The sequence below is a fragment of the Metabacillus sp. RB-C-LZQ-3-1 genome (assembly GCF_058315175.1).
Map to the genome: position 1 here is coordinate 130474 of NZ_JBZFLI010000002.1, position 17532 is coordinate 148005.

Consider the following 17532-nt stretch of genomic DNA (forward strand, 5'->3'; position numbering starts at 1 on the left):
GATAGACAACACGAAGGAGGAAAACCAATGGAATTATGGGTTGTTATTCTAGTAGGCATTCTAGCACTACTTGCTGGAGTTGCACTAGGATTTTTCATTGCGCGTAAATATATGATGAATTACCTAAAGAAAAATCCACCAATTAATGAACAAATGCTGAAAATGATGATGATGCAAATGGGAATGAAACCATCCCAGAAGAAAATCAACCAAATGATGTCTCAAATGAACAAAATGCAAAAATAAAAGAAACGTTGATATAACAAGGTTTTAAGGTTAATCGAAGATGTATTTTTGATAAGTTTTCATAAATAAATTTATCGTAAGTGAATTCCCCTTCGAAACTTTTACTTATTTTTGCTTTATTTCATTAGATCAATCCGAAACCACTTATTTTATTGGAAACGAATCCAATGAATGGTGGTTTTTTTGTATTTTCTGAACAGATACAAAGGAAATAATATATAGCAGTGACCACTCTTGCTTTAACCAGCATACAATATGGAAAACATTGTAGAGGGAGAGTTTAATGTTTGTTACTTTGATATTACCCGTTGTTGTTCCCTACGGTAATCCTGTAACTTTTTTTGACCCAAAGGCACATTATTTAAGAAAAATGGAATTTAATAAATGGATTTTATCTGTTGAGGATCAAAGTCGGGAATATAAACATGTCCCGCTATATATTTATGGAAAAACTGAGAAACATCAAAATACTTTTATTATAGGTGAACAAACTGCTGATTTAAATTTAGTACCGTAAAATTCTACTATTTAAGGAAAAATACTATTTCAAAATGACTGTGGTTTCTTAATTTACTTATTAACGAACTATTGAAGGTTAATTTTTTTAAAAATAAAAAGAGTGAATGCAATCACTCTCCGGAAACCCTCCAAATATAAAGGTCTTCTATTGTACAATTTAACGCTTTTGAAATCGTCATTGCATTGTTGAGGTTCATGACCTTTTTTTCTAAATAGTCATGTAATTGTTCTATTGGAATATTGGTATTAGCCGCTAGAACATCAAGCTCAGTGTTACTTTTGGTTAAAAGTTCTTTAAGGTTACTTTTCTTTGCTTTATATGCTGCCAAATTAGACACCTCACTTCTGATTCAAGCATAGCACAATACTGAATAAATTGATACTTTCTGGAGATACCAAGAACATTTCAGCTGATCAACAAAAATTTTTTTGTTCAAATTTTTTCTTAAATAGAGGGTTTAATAAAAATTAATAGCATCAGGTATATATTAATTGTTAACTCTAAAAAGGAAAGCACCAAAAATGATGCCTTCCTTAACTTACTATTTACTAAACAAATTTCTTACACCATAATAAATTAAGACAAGTGAGAATATTAGAATTGCTAATACACCTATAATTGTTGTGACAGGTTCGATACTTGCTAGAAATGTATCTTCTAAAGGTATTCGAATAAGAGCAAAACCACTGAAAATTGTTGCAAGGAATAAGAAAATCCTACTATTCATGGTATTTCCTCCTTCCTATTAGGTTGTTAGATTATATGTCTAAACTTTAGACAATATTCATATTTAAAGATACTTTTTATGTTAAATTTTGTTTAATGGAAATTAGAGGATGAAGATAAAGGGTTTCATTAAGGAGTCAATTTCGAAGATAATTGGTTATTTGTAAAATAAAAAACAAAAAGCACGTAAAACGTGCTTTCATTTTTATGAACAAACCTGCTTTTTATGTGGATGATCTTCTTTTATATATTGTGTTAATAATACATCAAGCTCCTGGCTATATTTTATTGAAATGTTTGAATTCAGCCCATTTTTTAGGACAATGTCAATTAGCTCGGCTCGTTTCTTTTCAATCATTTGAAGCATTTCTTGTTTAGACACGAGAACTTGTCCTTTCTTTGAATAGATTAAGCTATTTACATTATATCATTTATCCTTTTATGATATAAACAGCAATGATTCTATTATATATGGTTATTAGGTGGTATGAAAAGAAAAAATTGCCATAAGAAATGTAAATGACATAAAAATGTCACATAAAGAAACATTTAAAAAATTAGAACTTTTGCTAGAATAGAGAGGACACTCTCTTTAGGAGGAGTAAGATGGCTGATGTGAATATTTTTTTAGCATTCGGAGCGGGTTTTTTATCATTTATCTCTCCGTGCTGTTTACCGCTATATCCTGCATTTTTGTCTTATATCACCGGTGTTTCAGTTGGTGAACTAAAATCTGAAAATGCATTGTTACAGAAAAGAAGTTTATTACATACTGTGTTCTTTTTAATTGGATTTTCTTCAATCTTTATTGCTCTTGGCTTTGGAACTTCGTTTATTGGAGAGCTTTTTCAAAACTATCAAGATTTAATAAGACAAATTGGTGCTTTGTTAATTATAGTATTTGGATTAATGATTATCGGTATTTTTAATCCAAAGTTTTTAATGAAGGAACATCGATTTGAATTTAAAAATCGTCCGTCAGGCTATGTAGGTTCGGTTTTGATTGGTATGGCTTTTGCAGCAGGATGGACACCGTGTACTGGACCAATTCTTTCAGCGGTTATCTGGTTAGCAGCTACTAACCCTGGCTCTGCGATGATTTATATGATTGCCTATATATTAGGCTTTGCAGTACCATTCCTCGTATTATCTTTTTTTATTGGGAAACTTGGGTGGATTAAAAAGCATAATATGAAGATTATGAAGATTGGCGGATATCTCATGATTTTCATGGGTATCTTGTTATTTTTTGATATTATGACATCTATTATCATTTTTTTAACTAGAATTTTTGGTGGGTTCACAGGTTTTTAGTATGTTGAACACATTTTTGTGATAATTTTACTATGTTTAAGGAATGGATTTGGTATAATGGTCATATATGTGAGAGATATTGCATTGAAGGTTATGTGTAAAAGGTAGCCTCAATTAAGTCAAATGTCAATCGCTTCTAGTTAGGGAGTTTGTTACATTCAAACTTTCTTTATACTATCAGATTTTATTTATTACGAATGATAGTATAAGAAAAACTAAAACTTTCGTCGATGAAACTGAGCGAATGTCAATGTTTTTCTTATATGTTTGAGGAGGAGCTAGGCATGGCTAGAATATTAATTGTTGATGATGCCAAGTTTATGAGAATGACTTTATCAAATATATTAATAAAGGCGAACCATGAGGTTGTTGGAGAGGCCGAAAACGGTATCATGGCCATTGAACTTTTCCACAAGGAAAAGCCGGATTTGGTTACATTAGATATAACAATGCCAGAGAAAAATGGGATTGACGCCCTAAAGGAAATCAAACAGCAATATCCTGATGCAAAAATTATTATGTGCTCTGCGATGGGACAACAAAAAATGGTTGTTGAAGCTATTGAGGCAGGAGCTAAGGATTTTATAGTAAAGCCATTTGATGAAAGTCGAGTAATAGAAGCCATTGATCGTGTTTTAGGGTAAAGGTATAAAACCATTTAGGACTTGTATATCTTAAGTGGTTTTTTGTACTATCAAAAATGAATTTTTTTTGAGTGAAGAACTAAGGCTTTTATCCAATTTACATAATGAACTTTCACCTATTTTATTCGAGATTCTCTAGGTATTCATTTAAAATTCGTTTATACTAGTAAATGGATAGTTGACTAGTAAAGGGTTGATATTATTGTTAACGGTTGTTTCATCTGTCATTGCTGTGGCAATGGCCTTATTTGTTTTATTCATACGTTTTAAATCTTCAAATAAACCTGCAACAGCAAAAAAGATTATTTTGCCTCCGCTTTTTATGAGTACTGGGGCGTTAATGTTTATTCATCCATTTTTTCGTGTGACAATATCAGAGTTTTTTGAGGCACTATTAATAGGAATGTTTTTTTCAATTTTTTTGATTAAAACATCAAATTTTGAGATTAGAGATAACCAAATTTATTTAAAGCGTTCAAAGGCATTTGCTTTTATTTTAATTGGGTTATTAATTATTCGAATCATCATGAAATCTTTTTTGAGTAATACAATTGATGTAGGAGAATTAAGTGGAATGTTTTGGATTTTAGCTTTTGGAATGATTGTTCCGTGGAGAATCGCTATGTATCGATCGTTCTTACGAGTCCAAAAAGAGCATCAAATGCAAACAAATCCTAAGCTCTAATCAGAATACAAAAACAAAAAAATCCGAAATCTCTATGATTACGGATTTTTTTCTAATTAAAAAAGAGCTTTATACTTAGAGTAGTCAATTTGTTTTTCATTTAACCTTTTCATAAGAAATTTATGATCACGTTTTGGAGTGGCCATAATATAACCTCTAATAATTAAATCTAAATTGATAGAGGATGCATGTTCTTTTAATGCTAATTGTCCGATTTGCCCTGCAATCTTAGCTCTAGCAACATCTCGGAACAACTCTGGTACAGGCTCGACCAACTCTTCTAGTAAGTTCTTTTCTTCTTCTTTCCACATATGTCTTGTTTTATCTAAATAGTAGTCTTGCCAATCAAGATCTGATTTTCCATCTTCTTTTGGTAGTCGTTGCAAAAATTTGCGGAACATAAAGTAGCCGCCAATCGCAAGCATAGATATGAGAAATACAACCCAAAACAAGATAAACCAAAGGAACCAGCCTTCTAACACAAATTTCACCTCTTGTTCTAACTATTAAAAGGGTTAAAAGAAGCAGCTAACGCAATTAACGGGCTTATTGCATAACTGCCTAGTTTTGTAATATTTATAACAATAAATGGTGTATAACCTTACTCATGATGACCAAAAGTATGATGTTCTTTTGCTAAGAGGAGTAATGACTTTTTGACAGCTTCAACTTTTCTTCGATCATATGAAGACGTCATCAAATCATTCAATTCAGCTTGAACATGAAACATAGAATGCTTGTAAAAAATATCAAGTCGAATCGTCCCAACATCAGTTGGTAAGTAAACAAATTCATATGTACGTGACATAATAGCTCCTCCCAAAGAAGACACCAATCATAAGTTGGCTATTTAAAAATAAATATATAAGTTAATAATAGCAGAAAACGTTTCAATTCGCACTAACTTTCTGCATTCACTAATCATTAGCAAAAAGAGAGTGGCTAATCAACGTTAGCCACTCTCTAATCCCTTCCGATCCGTACATTGGTTAAGTGTCCCGCAACAAGCGAATGTTTCGGAAGGGATAATCCAAGTGTAGTAAATTTTTCAATGAATGTAAAGATTCTTTCATGTGGAATTTAAGGTAAAGATTACAATTAATATTGGATAAGTTGAATCAGTTGGGTATATATAAACAAGCTTTTTAAAAACATGAATCAGTATTATCATTTTTCCATGTATTCATCGAATGGTTCTGTTATGATTAAGATGAGATTAGCATGAAGGGAAGGAATAAAGTTATGGGAAAATTAATTGCTGTCCAATTATTCACATTAAGAGACGAATGTGAGCAAGATTTTTATGGTACTTTAGAAAAAGTTGCTGCTCTTGGCTTTCATGGGGTCGAATTAGCAGGTTATTATGGTAAGGAAGCTAAAGAATTAAAACAAACTCTTGATCGACTTGGATTAGTGGCTGTAAGTAGTCATGTATCACTAGAGCAGATGGAAAAGAATCTTGAAAATGAATTGGAATATTTGAAAACGCTTAATTGCAAAAATATTGTTTGTCCATATTTAGTTGAAGAACGACGTGATGAATATGATCAACTTGCTAAAACATTAAATAAAGTTGGAGAGAGAAGTGCACAAGAAGGAATTGCTCTAAGCTATCATAATCATGATTTCGAATTAGAAAAAAGAGATGGATATTCACATCTTGAGAGATTATTTGACGAAACAAATCCAGAGTTTGTAAAAGCTGAGTTAGATGTATATTGGTTAACACTGGCAGGTGAAAATCCAGTAGATTGGATGGAAAAGTATACTGGTCGTATGCCATTAATACATTTAAAGGATATGACAACTGATTCCGAGAAAGCATTTGCTGAGCTGGGAACGGGTGGGGTTAATCTAGAAGCAATTTTACATAAACTTGATGAAGCTGAAATTGAATGGATGGTTGTAGAGCAAGATCGATGTAAACGTTCTCCGCTTGAGAGTATTGAAATAAGCATTAACTATTTAAAAGATAAGCTATTAAAATTAAATTAAACTTAAGATAATGATAAAATGAGAGCACTCTAGAAATAGAGTGCTCTCATTTTAGTTAGTTCTGTAGTTTCTCAGAAATTAAGAGTTCTTCTAATAAACACTTAGATTTGTACTTTTCTAATTGTATTTAACTGTTAGGCAAAGGTTGTGCTTTCCTGTAAGCTGTTGGTGTTAATTTTTTTTGTTCGCGAAATACACGTGAAAAAGTCTGAAACGAACGATAGCCAACTTCTAAAGCGATATCAGTCACAGGAATGGTTGTGGAAGTCAATAAGCTACATGCATGCCTAATTCGAACCTCATGTAAAAAATGAACAAAGTTTTGTCCTAGGTGTTCTTTAAATAATTCACTTAAATAAGGGACACTTACATGAAATCTATTCGCTAAATGGGATAGTGTAATATCTTCATGATATTGAGTATGGATATACTGTATGACATCCCAAATGATCCCTTTTTTTGTTGACTTACCCATATTGATTGATGGAGAATGTTGCTTACACCTAAATCGTTCGAACGTAACTAATATTTCAGCAAGCCTTGCTTTTAATATAATGTCTTTATATGGCTTGTTTTCTGTATATTCCTTAAGCATTTCTTCCATTAGACCCCTCATTTTTAGGAAGTGATGATCATCTATTTTGATAAAAGGCTCTACAAGAAATTCTTCTGTTTCTATTAATAAGTTTTGTAAGCCAATATCATGAAGCAAACCTAAATCAAAGATACAATTAAATAGGACCAACGGGGATTCATTGGAAGCAGAGATTTCATGTATTTGATAAGGCAGAATAAACGTAAAGGTGCCTGGTTCCATTTTATGCTTTTTTCCGTTGATTATCTCACTTCCAGATCCTTCGATAACTAAAGAAAACTCTAGATAATCATGACGGTGTGAAGGGAAACGGTCTTTTATTCTATGTATTGATAGATGAAACGGAAAAGTTGTATTCATATTAGGATACTCAGATAAATACATGGGAAAAGTGGTCATAAATACCGTTTCCTCCTATCAGAAAAATTGAGATAAACAGATGAAAAATTGATCTGCTTTTTTATCATTTTTATTTTATCATATTTGTAAGCGTTATTATTATAGATCGATAAAAGTAATTTTTTACTGATGGAGGTTTTACGATGGAAAAGATTAGAATAGGTATCATCGGAGCAGGAGCTATTGGAAATGTACACTTAAACACATTCTCAGCCTTAACAGGTTCGGTTGTTCTACAAGGCATTACTGATGCTTATCTACCGCTAGCTGAACAAAGAGCAAAAGAGTATGAAGTGAACCAAGTTTTTGCTAGTGCAGAGGAATTAATCCATGATCCTAATATAGATGCTGTAGTTATTGGTGTTCCTAATAAATGGCATGCCCCACTCGCGATACAAGCGTTAAAAGCAGGAAAACATGTGTTAGTTGAAAAACCGATGGGAATTGACAGTGAAGCTGCAAAAGATATTGTTAGAGCACAACGTGATTCAGGTAAAGTAGTTATGGTTGGACATCAAATGAGATGGCAATGGCAAATTCAGCAAATAAAAGAACAAGTTGAAAAGGGTTCATTAGGGAAAATTTATCATGCTAAAACAGGCTGGTTCCGTCGAAAGGGAATTCCTGGTTGGGGAAGTTGGTTTACGACGAAATCGGAAGCTGGCGGTGGACCGTTAATTGATATAGGTGTTCATATGTTAGATTTAGGACTTTACTTAATGGGAAATCCGAAACCGATTTCTGTTTTTGGGTCAACATATGCGGAATTTGGTCCAAAAAAGAAAGGAATTGGAACTTGGGGAACCCCAAATTGGAATGGACAATATGATGTTGAAGACTTAGCGACAGCCTTAATAAAAATGGAAGATGGATCAACACTTACTCTCGAGGTTAGCTGGGCTGTTCATATGGATACAAGCAATAATCCTTTTATTCATATTATGGGATCAGATGGTGGAGCTTCTCTTGATGGAAATTCTGCAAAAATTTTAACAGAGCAATTTGATCGGGCTATCGATATTGAGATTTCTCCAGAAGAAAATAAAGAAGATGAGCGCATTCAGTTAAGCAAACATTTCATTGAGTGTATTCGAGAGGAAAAACAACCAATTACCTCTGCAATGACTGGGTTAACAAATAACCTCATATTAGATGCCATCTATGAATCATCTAAAACAGGCAGAGAAGTTATTTTAGATTGGAAGATTTAGTTGCTTAAGTTTTTGAAAAACTAAAAGGTTAAAAAAGTATCCTTTATAAACTAGATTTTACTTGAAAGGGTGATGTGAGTGCTAAGAGGATTGACTAAGGCTGGCTTAGGAACATTTGTAGATGATAAACAATTTATTGAACTAGCTGCGGGATACTCTTTCCAAACTGTTGATCTTGATGCAAACAAATTTATTGAAGATTTTGGTCAAGACGGGGCCAAAGAGATTTTACAAAGCAATAACATCCAATTAGGAGCGATTGGTTTACCTGTTGAATGGAGAAATTCAGATGAAGAATTTTCACAAGATTTAATCCATCTTGCGTCATCTGCAAAAGCTGCACAAGATTTAGGTTGTAGTCGTTGTTGCACGTATATTTTACCTTCAACAGATCTTAAATCAGCTCAATTTATGAGTCTTGCAATAAAACGTTTGAAAATATGTGCGGAAGTTCTAGGTACATATGGTATTAGGCTTGGATTAGAATATGTAGGACCTCATCATTTAAGAGAAACATGGAAAAATCCATTCATATGGACTCAAGAGGAAACACTTCACCTTATTGATGCAATAGGCTTACCGAATGTTGGCTTGTTGTTGGACTCATATCACTGGTACACAACTGGACTCACAAGTGAAGACCTGACCAATTTAAATGAGCATCAAATTGTACATGTTCATATTAATGATGCTGCTAATTTGCCAGTGGAAGAGCTTAAAGATAATGATCGACTTTATACAGGAGAAGGGGTTATTGATTTACCATTATTCTTAAAAAGTATTAAGAAAACTGGTTATAGCGGACCAATAGCTCAAGAAGTTTTAACTCCATCACCCCCAACAGAGCCAAGTGAAGAATTAATTAGACGCTCTAAAATAGGGTTTGATAAAGTGTTTAATAGATTATAAAATTTAGGAAAGGCGATCATAAAAGATGATCGCCTATTGCAATATTAGTCGTTTAGTACTTTATCCATAACAGCTTTTGTCTTAGGCCCAAAAATTCCATCATTCACAAGTTCTGGGAAGCGTTTTTGAAACTTCATAACAGCTTCTTTTGTTTGTGGTCCGTATATTCCGTCTACTTTAACATTGTAGCTCATATCATTTAGTCCTTTTTGAAGTGTTTTCACCGCTTCGCCTCTGCTACCAATTTTTAAAACAGTGTCTGCGAAACCGAATGAGTTTATTTCCTTCGATAATTCTGCATGAGTATTTTGTCCATAGATACCATCAACTTTTAAGCTTTTCTTTGATTTTTGAAAGGCTATAACAGCTGTTTTTGTCATAGGTCCAAAAATCCCATCCTCAGATAATTCGGCCCCTATGGCTTTATTTAAAGCTCGCTGCATGATTTTTACATTTTCTCCCTTTGAACCTTCCTTTAGAGTACCTGATAAATCAAAAATAGAATAATTCACGCTATCTTGAGCACTGGCTCCACCTGCAGGAATTCCTAATAATAATACAGATGCAGTTAAAATTGATGCCGAAACCTTTTTCCATTTATTCATTTAAAAACATCTCCCTTTGTTTTATTAATCATTGATTGAACGGGAGAAGAATCAATATTGTTTCATAAAAATAGTGATTTTTGAAATTGGATCTCGTCACGGGTGATCCATTATGATTGAAAGTTTGGAAGTCCATATGGTTGAATAGAGATATCTTTTAATGCTGGGAACGGTCATTTTTCATTTATTTCCCCATTTTTTATTATTGGTATTTTATTTGTGTTTTACTAGCTGCCCGTAATGGAGTTATTGTGACGATCTTAAATTCAGGGAGTATTTTTTTCTTTTAATAGCTATCTCTTATCCTTTAACTAGATAGACCGATCTCATGAGAAAGGGTCGTTCGAATATGACGATTAACTCATTTAAGAATTTATCGTTAAAATTTATTTTTCTAATAATCTAAAATTCACTTTTATTATAGTGGAATAGTAAAATATGAAGATGTGTGAAAAAGCTTACATTTCCATCTTTTTTGATAGCAAAATTGGTGTTATTCTTATAGAGACTTGAATTCTATTCTATGGATTCACCAATGGAATAATAGTAAAAGCAAAATTAGGAAAGCGTTTTCGGCTATGCGAATTTGAGAGGGGAAGAAAAGAGATGTCAAATCAATCAGTTGTCAAGAATGTTGAGAAATTAGAGGTTCCAACTATTATGAAGGCTGCAGTGATGACTAAACCACATGAAATTGAACTTCAGGAGATTGCTGTTCCAAAAGTTGAAGGAAACGAAGTTCTAGTCAAGGTGATGGCTGTTGGGGTTTGCGGGTCTGATATCCATTATTATGAACATGGAAAAATTGGGAGATATGTTGTTGAAAAACCAATTATCTTAGGGCATGAATGTGCTGGAATTGTTGTACAAGTGGGCGAACAGGTTTCCAAATTGAAAATTGGAGACCGTGTTGCAATTGAACCAGGGATTACATGTGGACAATGTGAATATTGTAAAGTAGGAAGATATAATCTATGTCCTGATGTTCAATTTTTAGCAACGCCTCCAGTAGATGGTGCTTTTGTCCAATATATTAAACACCGAGAGGATTTCTTATTTCCAATTCCAGATGAGTTATCATTTGAGGAAGCATCACTTGTTGAGCCTTTCTCTGTAGGAATCCATGCAGCCAAAAGGTCAAAACTCCAACCTGGATCAACGGTAGCCATTATGGGAATGGGACCTGTCGGACTAACTGCCATAGCTGCTGTTAAAGCATTTGGAGCATCAAAAATTATCGTAACAGATTTAGAGAAAAATCGTTTGGATGCTGCAAAAAAACTAGGTGCTACATATGTAATTAATGTATTAGAGCAAGATCCAAACGAAGAAATTGCGATCATTACAGGTGGAAAAGGTGTCGATGTTGCGTTTGAGACAGCAGGAAATCCAAAGGCATTGCAATCAGCTCTAAAATCTCTAAAAAGAGGTGGAAAGCTGGCAATTGTTGGATTACCTCCACAAGATGAAATTGCTCTTAATGTACCACTTATTGCTGACTATGAGTTGGATATTTTTGGAATATTTAGATATTCAAATACGTATGCTCAAGGGATAGAGTTTTTAGCTACTCAAAATTACAATTTAAATAGCTTAATTACGGATCGATACACTCTTGACCAAACAAAAGAGGCGATGGAGAGAGCTAGATTAAATAAAAAGGAAAGTCTAAAAGTAATCGTATATCCAAATGGTTTGTTAGAGGAATAATATTTTTAAGAAATAAGTTCTGAATGAATCTGGAGGACTGATGAGCAGCTATAGTCTTTATAAGCATGAACTACTCACAAATCACTATCATCCAACAGTAAATGCATATTATTTTAAGCAATGGGAAAGTCATTACATGGATTTTCATACTCATAATGAAGTAGAAATCATGTATGTGATTAGTGGTCAATGTGTTGTAGAAGCGGAACATGAAATGATTCAAATGAAAAAGGGAGACGTAATCTTATTAGATTCAAACGTTCCACATCGTTTGCTTGTTGAGAAAGGTAGTCCCTGTCGGATGTTGAACATCGAGTTTACTTTTGTTCCGAAAAACGGAAGCTTTCCATCGATTAAGGAGTTAACGGAACACTCCGTTATCTTAGATCGATTCTTACGATTAAAGCGGCCATATGTGGTGGTTAAAGATCCAAATGAGATTTATCATTCTTTAAAAAATTTAGTTTTAGAACTTGATAAAAGAGAATCCTCTCAAGAACCTATGATGTATTTATTATTTTGCCAGCTTTTAATACAACTTGCTAGAATGATTGTTCAAAAGGATGAAACTGATCGGTCCAAACAACATCTGCAATTTAATATATATGTGAAAAAAGCAGTTGATTATCTTCATCAAAATTATGATCGGGATATTCAAGTGAAAGATGTGGCCCTAGCGGTTAGCTTACATTCAGGATATCTACATCGTATATTTAAACAGCAAATGAATTGTACCATTATGGATTATTTAACTAAGTTAAGAATCCAAAAAGCTAAAATGCTATTAAAAGAAACAGAGATACCAGTGATCGAGATATCACAATATATTGGTGTTAATAGTCGTCAATATTTTAGTATGTTATTTAAAAAATACACTGGCCAAACTCCTAATGGATACAGAAAATTAGTGAAAAAATCGATAGAAAAATTTAATGGCTAAAAACAGGATAATCTGATAAATTGTCCTGTTTTTTATTTGATTAGTTCAGGTGGTGATTTTTAAATAAGTTAGGATTTTTGACACCTAATTTTAGAAGAAAGTTATAATCTTGCAAACGTAATCAATTAACTGTTGATAAAATGATTTTAAGAATGATGCAAGGGGGAGTAATCATACATGTCATTTAAAATTTCTTTTATCGGGGCAGGAAGTATTGGTTTTACTAGAGGACTTTTAAGGGATTTGTTAACTGTTCCTGAGTTTCAAGAAATTGAAGTATCATTTACAGATATTAATGCCTCAAATCTTAAAATGGTTACAGAGTTATGTCAAAGAGATATTGATGAAAATGGATTGGAAATTAATATTCACTCAACTACAAATCGCAGGGAAGCATTAAGAGGATCTAGATATATCTTTTCAGTAGTAAGAATCGGAGGACTCGAGGCATTTCGGCAAGATGTCGACATACCTCTAAAGTATGGAATTGATCAGTGTGTTGGAGATACATTGTGTGCCGGTGGAATTATGTATGGTCAACGTGGCATTGCAGAGATGTTAGAGATTTGTAAGGATATTAGAGAAGTAGCAGAGAAAGATTGTCTATTATTAAATTATGCCAATCCAATGGCTATGATAACCTGGGCCTGCAATACATATGGTGGTGTTCGGACAATCGGACTTTGTCATGGAGTTCAAGGAGGACATCGGCAAATTGCAGAAGCTTTAGGATATAAAAAAGAGGAAATTGATATTATTTGCGCTGGTATCAATCATCAGACTTGGTATATTAGTGTGAAACATAAGGGAGAGGATCTAACAGGTCAGATACTGGAGGCTTTTGAACAACATCCTGAGTTTAGTAAAACAGAAAAAGTGAGAATTGACATGCTAAAGAGATTTGGCTATTACTCTACTGAATCTAATGGACACTTAAGTGAATATGTCCCTTGGTATCGTAAACGCCCAGATGAGATAAATGAATGGATTGATTTAGGTTCATGGATAAACGGGGAAACAGGTGGATATTTACGTGTCTGCACAGAGGGAAGGAATTGGTTTGAATCAGATTTTCCGAATTGGATGAAGGAGCCTGCACTTACATATAAACAGGAAAACCGAAGTGAAGAGCATGGTTCATATATTATCGAAGGTCTTGAAACAGGAAGAGTTTATCGCGGGCATTTTAATGTTGTGAATAATGGAATTATTTCTAACCTTCCTGATGATGCGATTATTGAAGCACCAGGGTATGTCGATCGAAACGGAATAAATATGCCGCATGTAGGAGATCTTCCTCTTGGATGTGCTGCTGTTTGTAATGTAAGCATTTCCGTCCAGCGTTTAGCGGTAGAAGCTGCTGTTAAGGGAGATGATCTGCTTTTACGTCAAGCGATGATGATGGATCCGCTAGTTGGTGCAGTATGTAATCCGAAAGAAATATGGCAAATGACTGATGAAATGTTAGTTGCGCAGGAAAAATGGTTGCCTCAATATTCAAAAGCGATCTTGGAAGCAAAAAAACGTCTAAATACTCAACCTCGGATACCTACAAAGAATTATACAGGAGCAGCTCGGTTAAAAGTAAAAACGGTAGAAGAAATGGCTGAAAATAGAGAAGATGCAAACAAGAATGCGAGTGCAGCAGATAAAGCAAAGGTACGTCCCTCTTCGGTAGGAGAATTATAATCGTTCACCTGTTAGATCAATGATCTAGCAGGTTTTTTGCATTTAAACAACTGTAATTCTTAGATTTCTTTGTTTAATAAATTTAGTAATCTATCATCTTTCTTTGCCACATTATCCTACGAAAACACCCTACTTTAAAAATTCTTTTTGACAGTTTTCATTTCTCATGCTAAGATGACTATTAAATTCAAAACATAAATAATTATCTAAAAACTCTTATTCAGAGAGGTGGAGGGACTGGCCCGATGAAGCCCGGCAACCATTCAACGATAATTTGTTGAAAAGGTGCTAATTCCTGCAAAGTTATTGCTTTGACAGATAAGAGGGGATTTCAAGATGAAGACCTCTCTATTTATGATAAAGAGAGGTCTTTTTTGCTTTTAGAACATCATCTTAAAAATTACATATCAAATGTATCAGGTGCTGTGTGATTCGATCATAGCTTAAAAGGGAAGCCCGGTGAAAATCCGGCACGGTCCCGCCACTGTAATGAGGAGCAACTTATCAATTACCACTATTTCAAAATGGAATGGGAAGGGATAAGAAGCAATGAACCTAAGTCAGGAGACCTGCCTGTTATATGCGCTTGTACCTACGGATGTATAGGGAGGAGTGAGGAATACGTGTTGAGAAAGCCAGAATGTCTCAACTCTAGTTAGCTATGCGTATGAATCTCTCTTTTCTAATTTGAAAAGAGAGATTTTTTAGTTTGGGACAAAAAATAAAGATTAGAGGAGTGTAGGAAGATAATGACACAAATAAAAAGTTCAAACTTAGGCTATCCACGTATTGGGGAAAAACGCGAATGGAAAAAAGTGCTTGAACAATATTGGGCAGGCAATCTTGATCAAGACAAATTTTTAAAGCAAATGGAAGAGATCCGACTTCAACATCTTAAGAAGCAAAAAGAACAAGGAATTGATCTAATTCCAGTTGGTGATTTTAGTTTATATGATCATGTACTTGATACAGCAGTTATGTTTGGTCTAGTACCAAAGCGTTTTGATTATCATGGCGGACCTGTTTCAATCGAGACATATTTTGATATGGCAAGAGGGAATAAAGATGCGGTTGCTTGTGAAATGACAAAATGGTTTAACACAAATTATCATTACATTGTTCCGGAATTATATGATGTCGAACCTCAACTTGTTGAAAACCGTCCTCTCCAATATTATAAAGAAGCAAAACAAAAGCTTGAAATAGAAGGAAAACCAGTAATCTTAGGTCCTGTTACCTTTGTAAAGCTTTCAAAAGGATATAAGAAGTCTGAATTTCATTTATTGGTCAAAAAATTTGTCACAATTTATGCTGACATTTTACAGCAATTACAATCAGAAGGTGTAAGGTGGGTTCAAATCGATGAACCGATTTTATCTACAACTATTACGGACGTTGAAGTTGAACTATTCCAAGAAGTCTATCAACAGTTACATGAAGCAGCACCAAATGTAAAGGTGATTTTGCAAACATATTTTGACCGAATTGATTATTTTAAAGAGGTATGCTCTCTGCCAGTTCAGGGGATTGGGCTAGATTTCGTTCATGATGGAGGATATCATCTCTCTGCAATAAACCAATATGGTTTTCCTTCAGATAAGGTGTTAGCAGCAGGAGTGATCAATGGACGTAACATATGGAGATGCAATCTTGAAGAAAAGATTTCACTCATTACAGAATTATCGGAGTTTGTTTCAAGGGATCGTTTAATCTTACAACCATCATCAAGTTTGTTACATGTTCCAGTCACAGTAACTAATGAAGAAACACTAGATAAAGTTCTGAAAAATGCATTATCTTTTGCTGATGAAAAAATAAATGAAGTTGTTCTACTGACAAAAGGAATGAATCATGGAATTGAAACTGTACAAAAAGAGATCGACTCAAGCACATCAGCTATTCAAGCATTAAACAAATCAACATTTCGAAACAACGCAGAAGTTCAGGATGCTACAAGAAATATTCATTTATATAAAGCGGAGCGGAAAGCTGATTTTTCTGTTCGTCAGGAGATTCAAAAAAAGACTTTTCGATTACCCCTCCTTCCAACGACAACAATTGGTAGCTTCCCGCAGACAAAAGAAGTAAGAAACCATCGTCTAAAGTGGCGGAAAGGTGAGTTAACCGATGTGGAATATGAGGAATACATTAAAGCAGAGATTAAAAAATGGATCGAAATTCAGGAAGAACTGGACTTAGATGTTTTTGTCCATGGAGAATTCGAACGAACAGATATGGTGGAATACTTTGGTGAAAAGCTAGCTGGGTTTCAATTTACAAAATTTGGATGGGTGCAATCATATGGCTCACGATGTGTGAAACCCCCGCTTATCTACGGTGATGTAGATTTAAAGCAATCCATGACTGTTAAAGAAACTGTCTATGCCCAGTCATTAACATCAAAACCCGTTAAAGGAATGTTAACAGGACCTATTACGATTCTAAATTGGTCATTTGTCCGGGATGATATATCACGCTATGATGTGGCAAATCAAATTGCACTGGCGCTTAGAAAAGAGGTTGAAAGTCTCGAGGAGAATGGGATTCGAATGATCCAAGTTGATGAGCCAGCGATTAGAGAAGGGCTGCCATTAAAGCAAGAAAACTGGGAAAGTTATCTTAATGCAGCAGTATATGCATTTAAGCTTGCCACATCCTCAGTTCAAAATGATACACAAATTCATACACATATGTGTTATTCAAATTTCAAAGATATTATTGATGCAATTAAAGCACTTGATGCTGATGTCATTTCTATTGAAACTTCAAGGAGTCATGGGGAATTAATTCAAGCCTTTGAGGAAACTACATATAACAAAGGTATCGGGCTTGGTGTGTATGATATTCACAGTCCTCGCGTACCACAGGTTGAGGAATTAATAAAAAATATTGATCGTGCACTTCAAGTATTAGATCCGAAATTATTCTGGATTAACCCGGATTGTGGCTTAAAAACCCGAGGAATTGATGAAACGGTTGAAGCGCTAAAGGTGATGGTAGAAGCGGCAAAGCAATCGAGAGAAAAATTACTTGTAAATAAAGGATAAATATTATTTAACGAAAAATGCGGAATCTTTAGATCCCGCATTTTTTGTTGAAGAGAAAAACCTTATGTGTTATCAGCAGTAGAAAAAACACTCACAGCTTTAATGACCTAATGTAAAACATAAAAAATACAAAAATGACGACATTATTTTATTTCGTTTCCATTATCTGATAAAAAAATAAATGAGTTCACAAAAAATAAAAGTTTTTATAGAGAAGTTACTATTGATCAGTTAGTGAATAGTGTAAAATAAAAATATACTTATAACTAAAAAGTAAGGCTCTGTTAAAATTCTGCT

19 protein-coding genes and 2 riboswitches are annotated in these 17532 nt (G+C 34.0%); of the genes, 12 read left to right on the forward strand and 7 right to left on the reverse strand.

The annotated features are described in order from the left end of the window. The first annotated feature begins 27 nt into the window (after positions 1 to 27). The gene (locus AC4GZ8_RS04005; RefSeq protein WP_026559250.1) at positions 28 to 246 is read left to right on the forward strand and encodes a YneF family protein; all 219 of its coding nucleotides are present in this window, start codon (positions 28 to 30) and stop codon (positions 244 to 246) included. Between the two features lie 283 nt (positions 247 to 529). Then, on the forward strand, positions 530 to 763 hold the full coding sequence (locus AC4GZ8_RS04010) for a hypothetical protein (protein WP_491080530.1): 234 nt from the start codon (positions 530 to 532) through the stop codon (positions 761 to 763). 112 nt (positions 764 to 875) lie between these two features. On the opposite strand, the gene AC4GZ8_RS04015 is transcribed toward AC4GZ8_RS04010, so the two are convergent. From AC4GZ8_RS04015 to AC4GZ8_RS04025, 3 genes are all read right to left on the reverse strand, one after another. Next, the gene (locus AC4GZ8_RS04015; protein ID WP_491080531.1) at positions 876 to 1094 is read right to left on the reverse strand and encodes a helix-turn-helix domain-containing protein; all 219 of its coding nucleotides are present in this window, start codon (positions 1092 to 1094) and stop codon (positions 876 to 878) included. 213 nt (positions 1095 to 1307) lie between these two features. Further along, positions 1308 to 1493, reverse strand: a complete 186-nt coding sequence (locus AC4GZ8_RS04020; RefSeq protein WP_491080532.1) for a hypothetical protein — start codon at positions 1491 to 1493, stop codon at positions 1308 to 1310. Between the two features lie 204 nt (positions 1494 to 1697). Beyond that, the gene (locus AC4GZ8_RS04025; protein ID WP_491080852.1) at positions 1698 to 1859 is read right to left on the reverse strand and encodes an aspartyl-phosphate phosphatase Spo0E family protein; all 162 of its coding nucleotides are present in this window, start codon (positions 1857 to 1859) and stop codon (positions 1698 to 1700) included. A gap of 239 nt (positions 1860 to 2098) precedes the next feature. Between AC4GZ8_RS04025 and AC4GZ8_RS04030 the strand changes: the two genes are divergently transcribed. The 3 genes from AC4GZ8_RS04030 (at position 2099) to AC4GZ8_RS04040 (ending at position 4135) form a co-directional block, all read left to right on the forward strand. Further along, complete coding sequence (locus tag AC4GZ8_RS04030) at positions 2099 to 2806, forward strand: cytochrome c biogenesis protein CcdA (RefSeq protein WP_491080533.1); 708 nt, start codon at positions 2099 to 2101, stop codon at positions 2804 to 2806. Between the two features lie 284 nt (positions 2807 to 3090). Beyond that, complete coding sequence (locus tag AC4GZ8_RS04035) at positions 3091 to 3450, forward strand: response regulator (protein ID WP_491080534.1); 360 nt, start codon at positions 3091 to 3093, stop codon at positions 3448 to 3450. A gap of 202 nt (positions 3451 to 3652) precedes the next feature. Continuing rightward, a complete protein-coding gene (locus AC4GZ8_RS04040) occupies positions 3653 to 4135 on the forward strand; it encodes a CcdC family protein (protein ID WP_491080535.1) in 483 nt (160 codons plus the stop codon). Between the two features lie 56 nt (positions 4136 to 4191). Here the strand turns inward: AC4GZ8_RS04040 and AC4GZ8_RS04045 are convergent, their stop codons facing one another. Further along, entirely contained in the window at positions 4192 to 4617 is a 426-nt protein-coding gene (locus tag AC4GZ8_RS04045) for a DUF2621 family protein (RefSeq protein WP_491080536.1), read from the reverse strand. A gap of 119 nt (positions 4618 to 4736) precedes the next feature. Then, a complete protein-coding gene (locus tag AC4GZ8_RS04050) occupies positions 4737 to 4943 on the reverse strand; it encodes a hypothetical protein (RefSeq protein WP_491080537.1) in 207 nt (68 codons plus the stop codon). Between the two features lie 434 nt (positions 4944 to 5377). Between AC4GZ8_RS04050 and AC4GZ8_RS04055 the strand changes: the two genes are divergently transcribed. Further along, positions 5378 to 6130: a sugar phosphate isomerase/epimerase family protein gene (locus tag AC4GZ8_RS04055; protein WP_491080538.1), complete on the forward strand. Its 753-nt coding sequence runs from the start codon at positions 5378 to 5380 to the stop codon at positions 6128 to 6130. Between the two features lie 127 nt (positions 6131 to 6257). On the opposite strand, the gene AC4GZ8_RS04060 is transcribed toward AC4GZ8_RS04055, so the two are convergent. Continuing rightward, positions 6258 to 7124, reverse strand: coding sequence for a helix-turn-helix domain-containing protein (locus AC4GZ8_RS04060; RefSeq protein WP_491080539.1), 867 nt, complete (start codon positions 7122 to 7124; stop codon positions 6258 to 6260). A gap of 143 nt (positions 7125 to 7267) precedes the next feature. Here AC4GZ8_RS04060 and AC4GZ8_RS04065 point away from each other — a divergent pair, with 143 nt between their 5' ends. Next, positions 7268 to 8335, forward strand: a complete 1068-nt coding sequence (locus tag AC4GZ8_RS04065; RefSeq protein ID WP_491080540.1) for a Gfo/Idh/MocA family protein — start codon at positions 7268 to 7270, stop codon at positions 8333 to 8335. Positions 8336 to 8413: 78 nt separating this feature from the next. Next, a complete protein-coding gene (locus AC4GZ8_RS04070; RefSeq protein WP_491080541.1) occupies positions 8414 to 9244 on the forward strand; it encodes a sugar phosphate isomerase/epimerase family protein in 831 nt (276 codons plus the stop codon). A 44-nt stretch (positions 9245 to 9288) separates the two neighbouring features. Here the strand turns inward: AC4GZ8_RS04070 and AC4GZ8_RS04075 are convergent, their stop codons facing one another. Beyond that, entirely contained in the window at positions 9289 to 9849 is a 561-nt protein-coding gene (locus AC4GZ8_RS04075; protein WP_491080542.1) for a peptidoglycan-binding domain-containing protein, read from the reverse strand. Positions 9850 to 10455: 606 nt separating this feature from the next. On the opposite strand from AC4GZ8_RS04075, the gene AC4GZ8_RS04080 reads away from it, so the two are divergent. From AC4GZ8_RS04080 to metE, 4 genes are all read left to right on the forward strand, one after another. Beyond that, positions 10456 to 11559 carry an NAD(P)-dependent alcohol dehydrogenase gene (locus tag AC4GZ8_RS04080; RefSeq protein ID WP_491080543.1) on the forward strand — a complete coding sequence of 368 codons (1104 nt, stop codon included), beginning with the start codon at positions 10456 to 10458 and terminating at the stop codon, positions 11557 to 11559. A gap of 40 nt (positions 11560 to 11599) precedes the next feature. Beyond that, complete coding sequence (locus AC4GZ8_RS04085) at positions 11600 to 12499, forward strand: AraC family transcriptional regulator (RefSeq protein WP_491080544.1); 900 nt, start codon at positions 11600 to 11602, stop codon at positions 12497 to 12499. Positions 12500 to 12676: 177 nt separating this feature from the next. After that, positions 12677 to 14188, forward strand: a complete 1512-nt coding sequence (locus tag AC4GZ8_RS04090; protein WP_491080545.1) for an alpha-glucosidase/alpha-galactosidase — start codon at positions 12677 to 12679, stop codon at positions 14186 to 14188. Between the two features lie 213 nt (positions 14189 to 14401). Continuing rightward, positions 14402 to 14513, forward strand: a riboswitch (SAM riboswitch). Between the two features lie 76 nt (positions 14514 to 14589). Then, a riboswitch (cobalamin riboswitch) is annotated at positions 14590 to 14779 on the forward strand. Between the two features lie 158 nt (positions 14780 to 14937). Then, positions 14938 to 17235 carry a 5-methyltetrahydropteroyltriglutamate--homocysteine S-methyltransferase gene (gene metE, locus AC4GZ8_RS04095; RefSeq protein ID WP_491080546.1) on the forward strand — a complete coding sequence of 766 codons (2298 nt, stop codon included), beginning with the start codon at positions 14938 to 14940 and terminating at the stop codon, positions 17233 to 17235. The last annotated feature ends 297 nt before the right edge of the window (positions 17236 to 17532 follow it).

Coding starts and splice junctions, on each gene's coding strand:
- AC4GZ8_RS04005 (WP_026559250.1), top strand. CDS start 28: ATGGAATTATGGGTTGTTATTCTAGTAGGCATTCTAGCACTACTTGCT.
- AC4GZ8_RS04010 (WP_491080530.1), top strand. CDS start 530: ATGTTTGTTACTTTGATATTACCCGTTGTTGTTCCCTACGGTAATCCT.
- AC4GZ8_RS04020 (WP_491080532.1), bottom strand. CDS start 1,493: ATGAATAGTAGGATTTTCTTATTCCTTGCAACAATTTTCAGTGGTTTT.
- AC4GZ8_RS04025 (WP_491080852.1), bottom strand. CDS start 1,859: ATGCTTCAAATGATTGAAAAGAAACGAGCCGAGCTAATTGACATTGTC.
- AC4GZ8_RS04030 (WP_491080533.1), top strand. CDS start 2,099: ATGGCTGATGTGAATATTTTTTTAGCATTCGGAGCGGGTTTTTTATCA.
- AC4GZ8_RS04035 (WP_491080534.1), top strand. CDS start 3,091: ATGGCTAGAATATTAATTGTTGATGATGCCAAGTTTATGAGAATGACT.
- AC4GZ8_RS04050 (WP_491080537.1), bottom strand. CDS start 4,943: ATGTCACGTACATATGAATTTGTTTACTTACCAACTGATGTTGGGACG.
- AC4GZ8_RS04055 (WP_491080538.1), top strand. CDS start 5,378: ATGGGAAAATTAATTGCTGTCCAATTATTCACATTAAGAGACGAATGT.
- AC4GZ8_RS04060 (WP_491080539.1), bottom strand. CDS start 7,124: ATGACCACTTTTCCCATGTATTTATCTGAGTATCCTAATATGAATACA.
- AC4GZ8_RS04065 (WP_491080540.1), top strand. CDS start 7,268: ATGGAAAAGATTAGAATAGGTATCATCGGAGCAGGAGCTATTGGAAAT.
- AC4GZ8_RS04075 (WP_491080542.1), bottom strand. CDS start 9,849: ATGAATAAATGGAAAAAGGTTTCGGCATCAATTTTAACTGCATCTGTA.
- AC4GZ8_RS04080 (WP_491080543.1), top strand. CDS start 10,456: ATGTCAAATCAATCAGTTGTCAAGAATGTTGAGAAATTAGAGGTTCCA.
- AC4GZ8_RS04085 (WP_491080544.1), top strand. CDS start 11,600: ATGAGCAGCTATAGTCTTTATAAGCATGAACTACTCACAAATCACTAT.
- AC4GZ8_RS04090 (WP_491080545.1), top strand. CDS start 12,677: ATGTCATTTAAAATTTCTTTTATCGGGGCAGGAAGTATTGGTTTTACT.
- metE (WP_491080546.1), top strand. CDS start 14,938: ATGACACAAATAAAAAGTTCAAACTTAGGCTATCCACGTATTGGGGAA.